A 15,930-nucleotide genomic window follows, 5' to 3' on the forward strand; every position below is an offset into this window, starting at 1 on the left:
ACTACATAACCTATTATAACAACGATAGAATAAAGTCGAATTTAAACAAAATGAGCCCGATAAAATATCGAGCTCACCATTATCAAATTTAATTGTAAATTTGTCTAAACTTTTGGGTGCAGTCTAGTTGAACGGGATTTTTTTTTTAAATCACATTGTTTCTATTAATGGCTGATGTCGTAGCTTCCCTCAGTTAAATCTACAGTGTTTCCAGAACCACTTAATCTTCCAGAAAAATTTCCTTTCAACTTATTGTTCGAATTTGTTTGAACAACTGAGCTTAATTCTCCATTGTCAAAATACTGATTTGTTCCGTTGAGGTAGCGAAAAGAAAAAGTTGCATCCGCACCAACATCGCCCATTTCCACTCCAAACATTATCACTTCGGTCGCGCTGTTTCCAATGGTTCCAGTTATGCCAAGTTCAGTAATTGTTTCACCATCTTCAACAAAAGTATCTTTGTCTACAACAACGTTGTTAAACGTTTTGCTTACTCCGTTGATTTTTACAGAAATACTTCCGCCCGTATTTTGTCCAGGGTTTGAGTTGGAATCGTCATCGCCAGAGCAAGAATTCAAAGTTGTCATAATACCAATGGCGGAAACGAATAAAAATAATTTTTTCATGTTAGTTTTGTTAAATTTCAGCAAATATAAAAAATCAAACGTTTTCGCAAAATTATTGCCCAAAATAATTTAAGATTACTTCAAATAAAAAACTTCATTAGCATAATCGATGATGGCTTTGCCGTTGATTAAAATATCAGCTCCAATGATGCCGTGAACGGGTTTGGCTTTGTACTCTTTGAGGGCGAGATTCACATGCGACATATTGAAAATGACCAAGTGGAAATTGGGTGTTTGCCAACGGCCTAATTGCAATATATTTTTTTCGGCAATTTGCGTTGTCATGCCCACGGCTCCGGCTCCTGCAGCTTTGGTAGCAGAGTCTTGAGCTGAAAGTTTAAAAATTGCTATTCCTTCGAAATCTACGCAACTACTAGAAGCACCGGTGTCTAAAATAAAATTTCCGGAAACACCGTTTATCTTGCCTTTAATAAGCAAGTGATTGGTTTTAGAAATTTTCATTTTTATCTTTTTGTAACCTTCTTTCTTAAGAAATTCGGGGTTGAGTAGCATAGTTTCATTTTATTCAGAAAGTAAAAATAAAGAAATCTACACAAAAGAGAATAATTGTTCTTATTAATATTTTGCCAAAGAAAAAGGCGGAAATACCGCCTTTAGATAACACTAACTAAACTGAACTTTTTTTATTGAATGGCATTAATAGCGGCAACTAATTGTGCTTCGCTACCTAAGACGGTTTGAACCGAAGTAATTGAAATCACGTGATCTTCGGCAATGTTAACGCCTTGAACCGCATACCTAAACATGCCATTTTGCTCGGAAACGAAAATAACATGACAGGCTAAACCAATAGGAATTTGTCCGTAATGCTCGCTAAATTGTTGGGTATCTTCGTTGTAAACATCTAATTGTGCTAAAGCATTTGTGCCTTCGCCATCGTAAGAAAGGTAAACCGCACTATTATCCGCATCAAAACCTGTGGGAACAGTAACTAAAAGGGTTGTTTTCGGACGTGGATCTAAATAAAATTTATCAACATTTGTCCAACCAAAATTTCCAAAATTAACGTAATAAGAAACACCTTCACCAAAAACGCCGCCTTGACCCTCGCCATTGTCTTCTTCCCAAACTAGGTTACCATTTTCGTCAATCGCCCCATTAAAAAGTTGCATTTCATCGTCTGGTGTTCCGGTAGTTAAACTAGCCGGAACTAGAAGTTGCATGGTACAATCGATATCTACAGGTTGTCCATTTTTAGTAGCATTGACATAAAAAGCACCGCCGGAAATAAGCATTGATTTGTTGCCATCAGGCATCAATCCCATCGTGGGTTTATTAGTGGCTAACATTGTACCTTTGTCAAATATTTCTACATATTCGATTATCACGTTTCCAGTAATGTCGTTTCCATTTTGCGTTAAACAAGTTCCATTAATCGATAAAACAACTCCTTTTGCTGAAGTAAACTGTTGAAAGCCCGCATCGGCATTCACCACGAAATTTTGTGTAATCCCGTCTAAAGCATCGATACGCAAAGCGTTAAATTCAGCAGCAGTTGGCGGATTGACACCACCATTATTATTATCATCAGTCTTACAACTTAAAAATAAGCTAATCGTAAAAATGGTAATAACTGTGTTAATTTTTGACTTCATAATAATATGTTTAAGCGATTATATAACTTTAGATAACTTAAATGTTAAATGGTTGCGTTGTTTTAAAGATATTATTTAATTTTTTGCAAAAAATTATTTTTATAGAAATGATTATTTTTGCAAAATGATTTTAACTGATACCCATTCACATATTTATTCTGAAGAATTTTCGCAAGATCAGGACCAAATGATGCAACGTGCTTTTGACGCTGGTGTGCAAAGAATTTTTGTTCCGGCAATTGACTCGAATTATGCTGAAGCGATGTTTGCTATTGAAAAAAAATATCCTGAAAATGTTTTTTTAATGATGGGTTTGCATCCCACTTACGTGAAAGAAAATTTTGAAGAAGAACTGGCCTTTGTAGAAAGCGAATTGAACCGCCGGAAATATTTTGCCGTAGGCGAAATTGGCATCGATTTATTTTGGGACAAAACTTTTTTAAAGCAACAACAAGAAGCTTTTCAACGGCAGATTCAATTGGCCAAAAAACACAAGTTGCCCATCAACATTCATTGTCGAGATGCATTTGACGAAGTTTTTGAGGTTCTAGAAAGCGAAAAGGCTCATGATTTATTTGGAATTTTTCATTGTTTTACGGGCAATTTTCAGCAAGCACAACAAGCTATTTCCTACGGAATGAAGTTGGGAATTGGTGGCGTAGCAACTTTCAAAAATGGTAAAATTGATCAATTTTTGAGTGAAATTCCAATCAAAAATATTGTCTTAGAAACTGATTCGCCGTATTTAGCACCTATTCCCCATCGCGGTAAGCGAAATGAAAGCAGTTATGTAAAATTAGTTGCCGAAAAATTAGCTTTAATTTATAATCTGCCAATTGAGAAAATTGCAGCCATCACAACCGAAAATTCTAAAGAAATATTTGGGGTTTAATATAGATGTAACAGCTAATTGAATAAAATTTCGTTCTTTTGTGAATTGTTATAAATCAGAAATTAATGTCTAAATTCGATAAAATCAGGCCATTTTACGATAGTGAAGTCAATGAAGCTTTGTGCAAAATTGCTGATCACCCGATGATGAAAGCCATGATGAGTTTTACTTTTCCGGAAACGCCCGAAAATGTTTGGATTGAACAATTAAAAAGAACCCACTCTATTCGTGATTTTCAGTGCAATTTTATTTATCATGCGATTATGAAAGTGCTCGAAAATAGTTCGGAAGGATTGACCACTTCTGGTTTTGAAAACTTAGACAAGCACACGCCTTACCTTTTTATTTCTAACCATCGAGACATTATTCTGGATACTTCATTGCTCAACACATGTTTAATGGACAATGGTTTGGTAATGACTGCTTCGGCAATTGGTGACAATTTGGTAAAAAAATCTTTTTTACACATTTTATCCAAATTAAATCGTAACTTTTTGGTTCAAAGAGAATTATCTCCAAGAGAACTATTACAAAGTTCAAAATTAATGGCAGAATATGTGGGTCAATTAATTTTGCGCGAAAATCGTTCTGTATGGATTGCGCAACGCGAAGGTCGAACCAAAGACGGCAACGATGCCACTCATACCGGGGTATTAAAAATGTTGGGCATGGCAAGCGACGAAAAGAATTTGATGGATTATTTCAAAAAATTAAAAATCGTTCCGGTTTCCATTTCTTACGAATACGACCCGACTGATGCTTTAAAAATGCCACAACTAATGGCGTTAGCAAATGACGAAGTATATATTAAAGATAAAAATGAAGATTTCATGACACTTTTGAGTGGTATTATGGGTCAGAAAAAAAGAATCCACATTCATGTTGGAAAAGTTTTAGATGAAGAATTAACCCAAATTTCGGAGCAATTTGAAAATCAAAACAAGCAGATTCAAGCATTGGCACAAGCAATTGATGACTCTATTTTATCTACCTATAAATTATGGCCAACGAACTATATAGCTTACGATTTGTTACACAAAACCAACCAATATTCGCATTTATATACCGATAAAGAAAAATCCATTTTCGAAAGACGATTAGAAATTCGCATAGACGAAAATAACCCAGTTGAATTTGAAGGATTTTTAGCCATGTATGCTAATCCTGTGGTAAATAAATCGAAATATGAAAACGCAGTTTAAGCCAAAAATTTTATTGATTTACACCGGTGGAACCATCGGGATGATTAAAGATTTCGAAACCGGCTCTTTAAAAGCGTTCAATTTCGCCAAATTAATAAAAAGCGTACCAGAACTCAAGCAATTAGAATGCGAAATTGAAACCATTTCTTTCGAAAATCCTATCGATTCTTCAAATATGAATCCATCAGAATGGGTTAAAATTGCCAGCATAATCGAAGAAAATTACGCCAATTTTGATGGATTTGTGGTGCTTCACGGGTCAGATACCATGTCATATTCGGCTTCCGCTTTGAGTTTTATGCTCGAGAATTTAGCCAAACCCGTGGTTTTCACCGGATCGCAATTACCTATTGGAGATTTGAGAACGGATGCCAAAGAAAACCTGATTACCGCGATACAAATTGCCTCTTTACAACATAAAAACAAACCCGTGATTACAGAAGTTTGTCTTTATTTTGAATACAAATTATACCGCGGAAACCGAACTACAAAAATTAATGCCGAACATTTTAACGCATTTTTATCGCCAAATTATATTCCACTTGCCGAATCTGGTGTTCATTTAAAAGTTAACTACGAGTATTTGTTCCCAAAAAATGCCAAAAAACTAATCGTCCACAAAAAAATTGACGATAATGTAGCAATTCTAAAAATTTTCCCAGGAATCAACGAAAACGTACTTTCAGCCATTATCAACATCGCTGGCTTAAAAGGAATTGTCCTCGAAACTTATGGAGCCGGAAACGCCCCAACCGAAGATTGGCTGATAAATGTTTTGAAAAAAGCCATAAAAAATGGACTTCAAGTAGTAAACGTAACCCAATGTTCTGCTGGAAGTGTCGATATGGGAAAATACGAAACCAGTTCCATGCTCAAAAAAATCGGCGTGATTTCCGGCAAAGACATCACCACCGAATCCGCAATTACAAAACTCATGTATTTGTTAGGCCAAAACGTTTCGCCAAAGGTTTTCAAAACCATATTCGAAACCTCACTTCGCGGTGAAATTTCCTAAATTTTTTTCCCAATTAATTTTTTAAAAACATAAATTTTACGGTTCTTTGCAGCCAACTTTTAGAGAGGTGTCCGAGTGGTTGAAGGAGCAAGCCTGGAAAGTTTGTATGTGGGCAACTGCATCGTGGGTTCGAATCCCATCCTCTCTGCAATCCAAAACCTTGTGAACTTTCGCAAGGTTTTTTTTATTTTTAGAAGCAATCTTTCGAGCATTTTTTATCCCGAAGGTTCGGGACATTTTCCCGCTTTCCACATCAATCTTTTATCAATTACTCCGGATTTTAACCCGAGCAATTGATAAAAGGATCTCCGCTACTCCCGAAATTTCGGGACGGGGTTAGATGAAAATTTTTAGGCATTTTTTTAATCTTAGGAAAATCGAGGCGGAAAATATATTTGCAAAATAAATCATTGGCAAATCCATAAAATTCACCTTCCTATAACTCAAAATTTTTAACTATTTTTATTGCATAATTCTCAGCTATGAAACCAGTTTGTTTTTTTCTTTTTCTTTTTTGTTCCGCAACAATTTGGGCTCAAGATCCCGTAACAAACCGGAAAATTAAAGAGCAACAAGAACGAGAGCAGCAAGAACGATTAAAAGAAATTATCAACCGCGAACAAAGTATCGACACCACAGAAATTTCCGAAACCCGACGTCGAGATTCCTTGCGAACCACCGTTACCGTTGTCGATTCGCTTTATCGGGAAGACCAGTTTTATATTGGACTAACTTATAATTGGTTACAAAATAATCCTTCAGGTGTAAAACAAAATTCATTTTCTACTGGACTTCATTTGGGTTTTATGCGGGACATTCCCATCAACAAACGCCGGAATGTTGCATTTGCTTTGGGATTAGGATATTCACTCAATGACTATCGCCAAAATTTAAAAATTAACGATATTGATGGAGCGAGAACTTATGAAGTTATTGACGAAAGCGAAGTAGATTTTGATAAAAATAAATTTGCCTTACATTTTGTAGAACTCCCGATAGAATTTCGTTGGCGAAGTTCTACCGTGCAAAGTCATCGTTTTTGGAGAATTTATGCAGGATTTAAAATGAGTTATTTGTTTTTAAACAAGTCTAAGTTTGTTGCCGATGGTGAAAAAATTCGGCTTTACAACAATGATGATTTTAACGAATTTCGATACGGGACTTATATTTCTTTTGGTTACAACACCTGGAATTTTCACGCTTATTATGGTTTAAACGAAATTTTTAAAAATTCGGCAAGGGTAAACGGAAATCCTATTGAAATGCAAACCATCAATATCGGTTTGATGTTTTACATTCTTTAAATCCAAAAATAAAGAAGCAAAAATTGCGGCAATAATCCGGTAAAAAAACCTGCTGTAAGTTCTAAACCCGAGTGTGCTTTCATTACCAATCGCGAACTTGCCACCAAACCTGTCAAAAATAAAAAAGTGGCGATCAAATACAAATGATTCGTTTGGGTTTTTAGGCTCATGCCAATTGTAAAAACCGCCAAAGCACTCATCCCCACCATGTGAATACTTGCTTTTAACTTCACAAAAGTCATCAAAAGCAATAAAACAGAACTCACCAACGCCCCAAAAAAGAAAAAATAAAGCTCCGGAATAAACTCGCTTTTAAGACTTTTTTCAATTAACAAAAGCAATAAAACACAGTTAATAGAAAGCGGAATTTTTCGTTGTTCCACTTTAGAAAGCATAATATTATTTGCCTTTCCGATACTTATTAAAAAATAAAAAACCGAAATAGGAATTAAAATGGTAAGGATTAAAACCTGAATTATGATGAGAAAAAATTCTTGGTAAAGATGAAATCTATCAGTCAAAAAAAAGTACAGCAAAACCGCGTAAACCGAAATAAACAACGGATGAAAAATGTAAGAAAATACAGATAGTAATTTGTTCATTTTAGGCTATAAGCTTTTGGAAACAAGCGGTAATATTAGACAAAATAAAATTTACTGTTTTTTTCATTTTTCAAGTCTTCCAATTATATGATTTTCAAATTAAATAATCATCAAATTTTCTTGCGCATTCTCGCCACCGGAATATCTAATTGTTCACGATATTTTGCAATGGTTCTTCTGGCAATAGGATACCCTTTTTCTTTTAAAATATCAGCTAATTGATCATCAGGCAAGGGCTTAGATTTGTCTTCGTCTTCAATTACATTTTGCAGAATTTTTTTTATTTCCAGAGTCGAAACATCTTCGCCTTGGTCATTTTTCATTGCTTCGGAGAAAAATTCTTTGATTAGTTTAGTTCCGTAAGGCGTTTCCACATATTTGCTATTCGCTACTCTAGAAACAGTAGAAATATCAAGCCCAACCATATCGGCAATATCTTTTAAAATCATGGGTTTTAGCTTGGTTTCGTCACCTTCTAAAAAATACTCTTGTTGGTAATGCATAATCGCATTCATGGTCACAAACAACGTTTCCTGACGTTGTCGAATGGCATCAATAAACCACTTGGCAGAATCTAATTTTTGCTTGATAAATTGCACCGCTTCTTTTTGCGCGTTCGATTTTTCCTTAGAAGATTTATAGGTTTGCATCATTTCCTGATAATCTTTGGAAACATGCAGTTCCGGAGCATTCCTGCCGTTTAATGTTAATTCCAGTTCACCATCTACAATTTTTATCGAAAAATCTGGCACCACATGTTCCACCATTTTTTGGTTTCCGGTAAAAGCGCCTCCTGGTTTTGGATTAAGTTTTTCAATTTCGTCGATGGTTTTTTTCAATTGATCTTGCGAAATTCCGTATTTCTGCAACAATTTATCGTAATGTTTTTTGGTAAAAGCATCAAATTGATTTTCGAGAATATCAATTGCCAAATCCACAGATTCTGTTGGCGTTTTATGCTTCAACTGAAGTAGCAAACATTCCTGAAGGTCTCGTGCTCCAACACCTGCAGGTTCTAACTCGTGAATAATGTGTAAAATTCTTTCCACATTTTTCTCATCCGTATAAATGCCTTGCGTAAACGCCATATCATCAACAATGTCCGGAATACTTCGGCGAATGTAACCCATATCATCAATGCTACCTACCAAAAATTCTGCAATTTCCCGCTCGTCTTCGGTTAAAATAAAAGTATTCAACTGATTAATTAAATCCTGATGAAAACTCACCGGAGCCGCAAATGGCATGGTTCTATCTTCATCATCGCCGTAATTGTTGGCTTGAAGTTTATAATCAGGCGTTTCGTCGTTGCTTAAATATTCGTCGATATTAATGTCATCGGCATCAATTCTTTCGTTATCATAATCGTCGAATTCATCATAATCATCGTTTTCATATTCGTCATTTTCAAAGTTGTCCTCCTCCTTGCCTGATTCTAGTGCAGGATTTTCCACCATTTCTTCTTTCAACCTTTGTTCAAATGCCTGAGTGGGCAATTGAATTAGTTTCATCAACTGGATTTGCTGAGGAGAAAGTTTTTGCGAAAGCTTGAGTTGTAGAGACTGTTTGAGCATGCGTGATTATTTGGTTTTGATACTCCAAATTTAAGTATTTTACAGTAAAAATATTGTAGTTTAAGATAAAGTTATGGCTTTTTGATAATTGGGCTTTCGCCAAAGTCAAGCAGGCTGATTTTGAATTATTTCCAATTTCATTCGAAGAATACTGCAGCTTTTGCCGGAAGATTTTAGAGGATTGAAACAACTTTCTGGCTTCATTTTCTTTTAAAAAAACGAAAAAAACCTGCTCAAACTAATGAACAGGTTTATTAAATTAAGAGAATGAACTTTAATTTTTTGGCTCATTCATCACAAAAGATTCCATGAATTTTGTGGTATAATCTCCAGATACATAAGCTGGATCATCCATTAATTGTCTGTGAAACGGAATGGTTGTTTTGATTCCTTCAATTACAAACTCGTCCAAAGCACGTTTCATTTTATTGATTGCCTCTTCACGGGTTTGAGCCGTTGTGATTAATTTAGCAATCATCGAATCATAGTTGGGTGGAATGCTGTAACCTGAATAAACGTGAGTATCTAAACGAACTCCGTGACCTCCTGGAGCATGAAGTGTTGTGATTTTTCCTGGAGACGGACGAAAATCGTTGTAAGGATCTTCGGCATTAATACGACATTCGATTGAATGTAATTGTGGTGTATAATTTTTTCCAGAAATGGGCACTCCTGCTGCAACCAAAATTTGCTCACGAATCAAGTCATAATCAATAACTTGTTCGGTAATTGGGTGTTCTACTTGAATACGGGTGTTCATTTCCATGAAGTAGAAATTTCGGTGTTTATCCACCAAAAATTCTACAGTTCCGGCACCTTCATATTTAATATATTCTGCAGCCTTAACAGCAGCTTCACCCATTTTGTCACGCAATTCATCAGTCATGAAAGGCGAAGGTGTTTCTTCAGTAAGTTTTTGGTGACGACGTTGAACCGAACAATCTCTTTCAGATAAGTGACAAGCTTTTCCGTAAGAATCTCCTACTACTTGAATCTCGATGTGACGTGGTTCTTCGATTAATTTTTCCATGTACATTCCGTCATTTCCAAAAGCCGCACCCGCTTCTTGACGAGCACTTTCCCATGCTTTTTGCAGGTCTTCTTCTTTCCAAACGGCACGCATTCCTTTTCCACCACCACCAGCGGTAGCTTTTAACATTACCGGATAACCAAATTCTTTTGCTAATTTTTTAGTTTGTTCGTATGATTCTAAAAGTCCATCCGAACCTGGAATTGTAGGTACTCCGGCAGCTTTCATAGTGGCTTTTGCCGAAGCTTTATCTCCCATCCTATCGATCATTTCCGGAGAAGCACCGATAAATTTGATGCCATGTTCCTGACAAATTTTAGAAAATTTTGCATTTTCTGAAAGAAATCCGTAACCCGGATGAATAGCATCTGCGTTGGTAATTTCGGCAGCTGCAATGATGTTAGACATTTTTAAGTAAGAAAGGTTACTTGGAGGTGGACCGATACATACTGCTTCGTCAGCAAATTTTACGTGAAGGCTATCGGCATCTGCAGTAGAATATACTGCAACAGTTTTGATACCCATTTCTTTACATGTTCTGATTACACGTAAAGCGATTTCGCCTCTATTTGCGATTAATATTTTTTTAAACATCTTTTTTAAATTAGATTAGACAATTTGATAATTGGATTATTTAATTTTTAGAGTGATAATATTTCTAAAAACTATCATAATCTAATAATCTAAATTAAGATGGATCTACAAGGAAAAGTGGTTGATCAAATTCTACCGGTGAAGCATCATCTACCAATACTTTCACGATTTTTCCTGAAACTTCTGACTCAATTTCGTTGAAAAGTTTCATTGCTTCGATAACACAAACAACATCTCCTTTAGAGATTGAGCTTCCAACCTCTGCAAATGGCGCTTTATCTGGCGATGGTTTTCTATACAAAGTTCCAATAATTGGCGACTTGATTGTGATGTATTTAGAATTGTCGTCGCTTGCGTCCTGAGTTGCCGGAGCTTGTGGAGCTACAGGTGCTGCTGGAGCTTGAGGCGTTGCGACTTGTGGAAATGCTTGTGTCAATGCAGGTTGCTGGATGTAAGTCGTAGTCTCAGCCGTTGCACCGTCTGTAGTTTTGATGGTAATTTTAAAATCATCCATCTCCAATTTCACTTCAGTAGCGCCAGATTTTGCTACAAATTTAATTAGGTTTTGAATTTCTCTAATATCCATGATTTCGATTTTAGGTTTTTATTTATTGTTTGTTATAAGCCCATTTCATGTAGATAGATCCCCAAGTGAATCCACCCCCGAAAGCAGCAAAAATTAAGTTGTCTCGTTTTTTAAATTTGCTCTCAAAGTCACTGAGAAGCAATGGCAATGTTGCCGAAGTGGTATTCCCATATTTCTGGATGTTGACCAATACTTTCTCTTCATCAACTCCCATGCGGTTTGCAGTAGCATCGATAATGCGTTTGTTAGCCTGATGTGCAATAAGCCAATTTACGTTTTCTTTAGTTAATTGATTGCGTTGCATAATTTTTTCACTGACATCCGCCATTCCCGAAACAGCGTATTTAAAAACGGTTTTCCCGTCTTGAAACACAAAATGTTCTTTGTTATCAATTGTTTCTTGAGATGCTGGTTTTAAAGATCCTCCGGCTTCAATTTTAAGAAATTCTCGACCTATTCCATCGCTTCTTAAAAATTCATCTTGAAGACCTAAACCTTCATGATTTGGTTCAAATAAAACTGCGCCAGCTCCATCTCCGAAAATAATACATGTAGCACGGTCTTCGTAATTGATGATGGATGACATTTTATCGGCACCAATTAACAATACTTTTTTATACCTCCCTGATTGTATGTAAGCTGCTGCAGTTGACATTCCGAATAAAAAACTTGAACATGCCGCTTGTAAATCGTAAGCAAATGCATTTACAGCGCCAATTTGTGAAGCAACATAAACTGCGGTTGCAGCTACAGGCATATCGGGAGTTGCTGTTCCTACTAAAACCAAGTCAATTTCAGCGGGGTCGAGATTGACTTTTTCGATTAAATTCTCTGCGGCTTTAATCGCTAAGAAAGATGTTCCTTTAGTATCATCTTTTAAAATTCGTCTTTCACTGATTCCTGTTCGAGAGGTAATCCACTCGTCATTTGTGTCAACCATAGTTTCAAGAACCTTGTTAGATAACACATAATCAGGCACATAGGCTCCAACTGCTGTAATTGCGGCTGTGATTGTATTCATAAGATTTTAAAATTTTCTGCCTAAATTTTTTTAGGTTTAAACAGAGGTGGAAATTACAAAAAAAATCTAAACCAATAGTTTTTGCAATGCGTTATTTATCAATAAATTATAAATAACAAAAAAACTCTCACATCGTGAGAGTTCAATTTTTTTGTGCAAAAATTGTATTAAGCAACAGCTTCTTGCTTGTCGATTACTACTTGTCCTCTGTAGTACATTTTACCTTCATGCCAGTAAGCTCTGTGGTAAAGATGTGCCTCTCCAGTCACCGGGCATGTAGCGATTTGAGGAACAACAGCTTTGTAGTGTGTTCTTCTTTTATCTCTTCTCGTTTTCGAGGTCTTTCTCTTAGGATGTGCCATTTTACTATATTATTTATCCGTTAATAGTTTTTTTAATTGATCCCATCGTGGATCTGTTTCTTTTGTTTCATCAGTTTGCTTTTCCCCTTTTACTTGAAGTTCGTTTAACTTGTTCAAAGCATCGGTTTTTAGCGTGCCGTCTTTCACTCCGGGATGTATTCTTTTTACCGGAACTGAAAGCGCAATCATTTCATAGATATATTGTGAAATATCTAATTGATGTTCGCCATGTGGCAAAATCAGGAGTTCTTCATTGTCATCGTTAAAAGCTTCTCCAAATTGAACAATAAGGTTGATTTTTCCCTTTACTGGTAAATCAAACATTTCATTGGTTAAATCACAAGGTACATAAATTGTCCCTTTATGTTTAAAGCCAATTTCGAGCATAGTGCTTTTTTTATCGAGAACAACATTGACTTTTATATTACAATCTTCAAATTCATCGTAACCAAAGTCTTCAAAGAACTTCTTATCTATTTGGTATTCAAACTGATGTTTTCCCAACTTTAATCCCGCAAATGGAATTAAAAATTCATTATTTACTTTCATCTGAACAACAATTTGCCCTTTTTCCAATTCTTGGAACGGGAGTGCAAAGATATAAAATAATTAGAATTTCAAAAGGGTTGTCAACATTTTTTTGTTTATAAGTGCTTTTCTTTTGTTTTCAAGGGATTTTCGCTTATCTGTTCATACTCAAGTCTTGAGCGAAAAACATCAATTGCCAAATAAACTGCTTCTCTAAATGAATTAAAATTTGCAATTCCTTTACCTGCAATGTCATGAGCGGTTCCATGATCCGGCGAAGTACGAATTTTAGCTAAACCAGCAGTATAATTCACACCATTCCCAAAAGAAAGCGTTTTGAAAGGTATCAGCCCTTGATCATGATATGTAGCAATTACTGCATCAAAATTTTCGTATTGGTTACTACCAAAAAATCCATCGGCAGCATAAGGACCAAAAACTAATGTGCCTTTTTCAAACATTTTTTTAATGGTTGGCTTGATAATTTCGTCATCTTCTTTCCCGATGACTCCACCATCTCCGCAATGAGGATTCAGACCTAGAACGGCAATCTTAGGTCTTCGAACTCCAAAATCCTTTATTAAGGTATTTTTAACGGTGGTGACTTTTTGGATAATTAAGGCTTCGGTCAAAGCTTTTGCCACGTTACTTACCGGAAGATGATCTGTTAATAATCCCACTCTTAAGTTATCCTGAACCATTAACATCAAAGCATCTCCTTCAATCTCTTGATTAAGATAATCTGTGTGTCCTGGAAATTTGAATTCTTCGGATTGTACATTATTCTTATTGATTGGAGCGGTTACCAAAACGTCGATTAGATTATTTTTCAAAGCATCTACTGCAGCAACAAAAGATTTCACGGCATATTTTCCAGAGATTTCATTTACCACTCCATATTCTACAATTGTATTTTCTTTCCACAAATTGAGTACATTAATTCTCCCAGGTAATATTTGGTCTAAATCATCAATACCATGAAGTTGTGCACTAGTTTCAAAGGCTTTTTTAGCAAAAGAAAAAAGTTTTACATTGGCAAAAATTACCGGAGTACATAATTCCAGCATTTGCGGATCTTCAAAAGTTTTAAGGATAATTTCGCTTCCAATTCCGTTCAAATCCCCAACTGAAATACCTACAATTATGTTTTCTGTTTTTTTCATCGCGTCAAATTGCTCTTTATTGCTTAATTTTGAACTGCAAATCTAAGAAAATAAAACAAAATGTTTACCGGAATCATCGAAACACTCGGAACCGTGACCGAAATTATTCGCGAGCAAGATAACTTACATTTGACTATAAAGTCTAATTTTTCTAGCGAGCTAAAAGTAGATCAAAGTGTGGCTCATAACGGAATTTGCCTAACTGTTACTAATATTAGTGACGAAAATTTTTCTGTTACAGCTATTAAGGAAACCATTAGTAAGACAAACATTGGTTCATGGGTAGTAGGTGACATTGTCAATTTAGAACGGGCTATGAAATTAGGTGACCGACTTGACGGCCATCTTGTTCAAGGTCATGTGGATCAAAAAGCGACTTGCGCTTCGATTGAAAGCCAAAATGGTAGTTGGCTTTTTACCTTTACTTATGATGCCAAATTTAGCAACATTACGATTGAAAAAGGATCAATTACGGTAAACGGCGTGAGTTTAACAGTTGTTAATTCTAAAAGAAATGAATTTTCGGTAGCGATTATTCCTTACACTTTTGAACACACAAATTTTAAAAATTTCAAAATAGGTACTGAAGTGAATTTAGAATTTGATGTGATTGGTAAATATGTCAGTCGATTACATCATTTAAGTCAATAAAAAAACATCAGCTTGAAGCTGATGTTTTTTTTCTATATATCTTGACTACCAAAAAGGTGATTGTAAAAGCACCTAATATAAGCATCGGCATCAAATTATCAACAGATAATGCTGGAGGATTTGGCGCAAACGGCTCTGGCGCAGGCAAGTCTGCCGGTGGCGCTGCAGCAAAATAGGTTTTAATAAAAAAACTAAACAATCCTTCAGGCATTGAGTTATACATTTATTTTTTGGATGGCGTAAAAGTAATTAAAATTTTGATTTAACAAAATATTTACTATCAAATTTAACCTAAAGACTACTTTAAGCATTTTGTTGGTTTCGGCTTAGGTATTCATAAAATAATCCTGCTAATATTGCTCCAACTATTGGCGCTACCCAAAACAACCATAGTTGTTCTAAAGCCCAACCGCCAACAAAAACGGCTTGACTCGTTGAACGTGCTGGATTTACTGATGTATTAGATACTGGAATACTAATTAAATGGATCAAAGTTAATCCTAATCCTATTACTAATCCTGCAAAACCTTTAGGAGCTGATTCATGAGTTGCTCCTAAAATAATAAGCAAGAATATAAACGTCATGACTACTTCAGTCGTCATAACGGAATAAACATCATAGCCATTTGGCGAATGCTCGTTGAAGCCATTAGCGGCAAAATTTCCAAGTGCAAAATCAGGATGACCACTGGCAATCAGGTATAAAATTCCTGCACCAAAAATACCGCCTGACACTTGAGCTAAAATATAAAAAGGTAAATCTTTCTTAGAAAACCGACCCGCAATCCATAAACCAACAGATACTGCCGGATTTAGGTGACATCCTGAAATACGTCCGATGGTATATGCCATTGTAATAACGGTAAGTCCAAAGGCTAAAGCAACACCTACAAATCCAATTCCTAAATTTGGGTATGCAGCAGCTAAAACTGCACTTCCACAACCACCTAACACTAACCAAAGTGTTCCAATAAATTCTGCAATTACTTTTTTAATCATTTCTGTATCGATTTAAAATTTATCTAAACAAAGAAATTATCTAATTAAAAAATATGGAAAATTTTTGCTACTCAAATACACACATCTTGTAAATACGGCATATTACATAATAATTACGTTGCTTTTTACGTAGCGAAATACATAAAATCACTACCAAAAATTCTA

General features: G+C 35.6%; 19 protein-coding genes and 1 tRNA gene. 7 read left to right on the top strand and 13 right to left on the bottom strand.

The genetic code is table 11. The features are described 5' to 3' along the window. Window positions 1-5: 5 nt before the first annotated feature. A complete protein-coding gene (locus GV828_RS13305; RefSeq protein ID WP_394350645.1) occupies window positions 6-92 on the top strand; it encodes an IS3 family transposase in 87 nt (28 codons plus the stop codon). 72 nt (window positions 93-164) lie between these two features. On the opposite strand, the gene GV828_RS06795 is transcribed toward GV828_RS13305, so the two are convergent. The 3 genes from GV828_RS06795 to GV828_RS06805 form a co-directional block, all read right to left on the bottom strand. Beyond that, window positions 165-626: a hypothetical protein gene (locus GV828_RS06795; protein WP_166536734.1), complete on the bottom strand. Its 462-nt coding sequence runs from the start codon at window positions 624-626 to the stop codon at window positions 165-167. 75 nt (window positions 627-701) lie between these two features. Further along, on the bottom strand, window positions 702-1,088 hold the full coding sequence (locus tag GV828_RS06800; protein ID WP_235935425.1) for a retropepsin-like aspartic protease: 387 nt from the start codon (window positions 1,086-1,088) through the stop codon (window positions 702-704). A 182-nt stretch (window positions 1,089-1,270) separates the two neighbouring features. Further along, complete coding sequence (locus tag GV828_RS06805; protein ID WP_166536736.1) at window positions 1,271-2,242, bottom strand: hypothetical protein; 972 nt, start codon at window positions 2,240-2,242, stop codon at window positions 1,271-1,273. A gap of 124 nt (window positions 2,243-2,366) precedes the next feature. On the opposite strand from GV828_RS06805, the gene GV828_RS06810 reads away from it, so the two are divergent. From GV828_RS06810 to GV828_RS06830, 5 genes are all read left to right on the top strand, one after another. Further along, window positions 2,367-3,134, top strand: a complete 768-nt coding sequence (locus GV828_RS06810; protein ID WP_166536737.1) for a TatD family hydrolase — start codon at window positions 2,367-2,369, stop codon at window positions 3,132-3,134. A 65-nt stretch (window positions 3,135-3,199) separates the two neighbouring features. Beyond that, window positions 3,200-4,336, top strand: a complete 1,137-nt coding sequence (locus GV828_RS06815; protein WP_166536738.1) for a 1-acyl-sn-glycerol-3-phosphate acyltransferase — start codon at window positions 3,200-3,202, stop codon at window positions 4,334-4,336. Further along, window positions 4,320-5,351, top strand: coding sequence for an asparaginase (locus GV828_RS06820; RefSeq protein ID WP_166536739.1), 1,032 nt, complete (start codon window positions 4,320-4,322; stop codon window positions 5,349-5,351). The genes GV828_RS06815 and GV828_RS06820 overlap by 17 nt, the downstream gene beginning before the upstream one ends. 61 nt (window positions 5,352-5,412) lie before the next feature. Continuing rightward, window positions 5,413-5,499, top strand: a tRNA-Ser gene (locus GV828_RS06825). Window positions 5,500-5,833: 334 nt separating this feature from the next. After that, window positions 5,834-6,655, top strand: coding sequence for a porin family protein (locus tag GV828_RS06830; protein ID WP_166536740.1), 822 nt, complete (start codon window positions 5,834-5,836; stop codon window positions 6,653-6,655). On the opposite strand, the gene GV828_RS06835 is transcribed toward GV828_RS06830, so the two are convergent. From GV828_RS06835 to pdxA, 8 genes are all read right to left on the bottom strand, one after another. Then, complete coding sequence (locus GV828_RS06835) at window positions 6,652-7,257, bottom strand: hypothetical protein (RefSeq protein ID WP_166536741.1); 606 nt, start codon at window positions 7,255-7,257, stop codon at window positions 6,652-6,654. The genes GV828_RS06830 and GV828_RS06835 overlap by 4 nt on opposite strands. A 110-nt stretch (window positions 7,258-7,367) precedes the next feature. Beyond that, complete coding sequence (rpoN, locus tag GV828_RS06840) at window positions 7,368-8,831, bottom strand: RNA polymerase factor sigma-54 (RefSeq protein ID WP_166536742.1); 1,464 nt, start codon at window positions 8,829-8,831, stop codon at window positions 7,368-7,370. 274 nt (window positions 8,832-9,105) lie between these two features. After that, complete coding sequence (gene accC / locus GV828_RS06845; RefSeq protein WP_166536743.1) at window positions 9,106-10,455, bottom strand: acetyl-CoA carboxylase biotin carboxylase subunit; 1,350 nt, start codon at window positions 10,453-10,455, stop codon at window positions 9,106-9,108. Window positions 10,456-10,549: 94 nt separating this feature from the next. After that, window positions 10,550-11,041, bottom strand: a complete 492-nt coding sequence (gene accB, locus GV828_RS06850; protein WP_166536744.1) for an acetyl-CoA carboxylase biotin carboxyl carrier protein — start codon at window positions 11,039-11,041, stop codon at window positions 10,550-10,552. 22 nt (window positions 11,042-11,063) lie between these two features. Further along, the gene (locus GV828_RS06855) at window positions 11,064-12,062 is read right to left on the bottom strand and encodes a beta-ketoacyl-ACP synthase III (RefSeq protein WP_166536745.1); all 999 of its coding nucleotides are present in this window, start codon (window positions 12,060-12,062) and stop codon (window positions 11,064-11,066) included. A gap of 167 nt (window positions 12,063-12,229) precedes the next feature. Next, a complete protein-coding gene (gene rpmF, locus GV828_RS06860) occupies window positions 12,230-12,424 on the bottom strand; it encodes a 50S ribosomal protein L32 (protein ID WP_166536746.1) in 195 nt (64 codons plus the stop codon). A 9-nt stretch (window positions 12,425-12,433) separates the two neighbouring features. Further along, a complete protein-coding gene (locus GV828_RS06865; protein ID WP_166536747.1) occupies window positions 12,434-12,973 on the bottom strand; it encodes a YceD family protein in 540 nt (179 codons plus the stop codon). A gap of 95 nt (window positions 12,974-13,068) precedes the next feature. Then, window positions 13,069-14,115, bottom strand: coding sequence for a 4-hydroxythreonine-4-phosphate dehydrogenase PdxA (pdxA, locus tag GV828_RS06870; protein WP_166536748.1), 1,047 nt, complete (start codon window positions 14,113-14,115; stop codon window positions 13,069-13,071). A 60-nt stretch (window positions 14,116-14,175) separates the two neighbouring features. On the opposite strand from pdxA, the gene GV828_RS06875 reads away from it, so the two are divergent. Further along, on the top strand, window positions 14,176-14,766 hold the full coding sequence (locus GV828_RS06875) for a riboflavin synthase (protein ID WP_166536749.1): 591 nt from the start codon (window positions 14,176-14,178) through the stop codon (window positions 14,764-14,766). 7 nt (window positions 14,767-14,773) lie between these two features. Here GV828_RS06875 and GV828_RS06880 read toward each other — a convergent pair whose 3' ends face one another. Further along, a complete protein-coding gene (locus GV828_RS06880) occupies window positions 14,774-14,977 on the bottom strand; it encodes a hypothetical protein (RefSeq protein ID WP_166536750.1) in 204 nt (67 codons plus the stop codon). A 92-nt stretch (window positions 14,978-15,069) separates the two neighbouring features. After that, entirely contained in the window at window positions 15,070-15,762 is a 693-nt protein-coding gene (gene aqpZ / locus GV828_RS06885; protein WP_166536886.1) for an aquaporin Z, read from the bottom strand. Window positions 15,763-15,930: the final 168 nt, after the last annotated feature.

Source organism: Flavobacterium ichthyis (genome assembly GCF_009915155.1).
GTDB classification, from domain to species: Bacteria; Bacteroidota; Bacteroidia; order Flavobacteriales; family Flavobacteriaceae; genus Flavobacterium; species Flavobacterium ichthyis.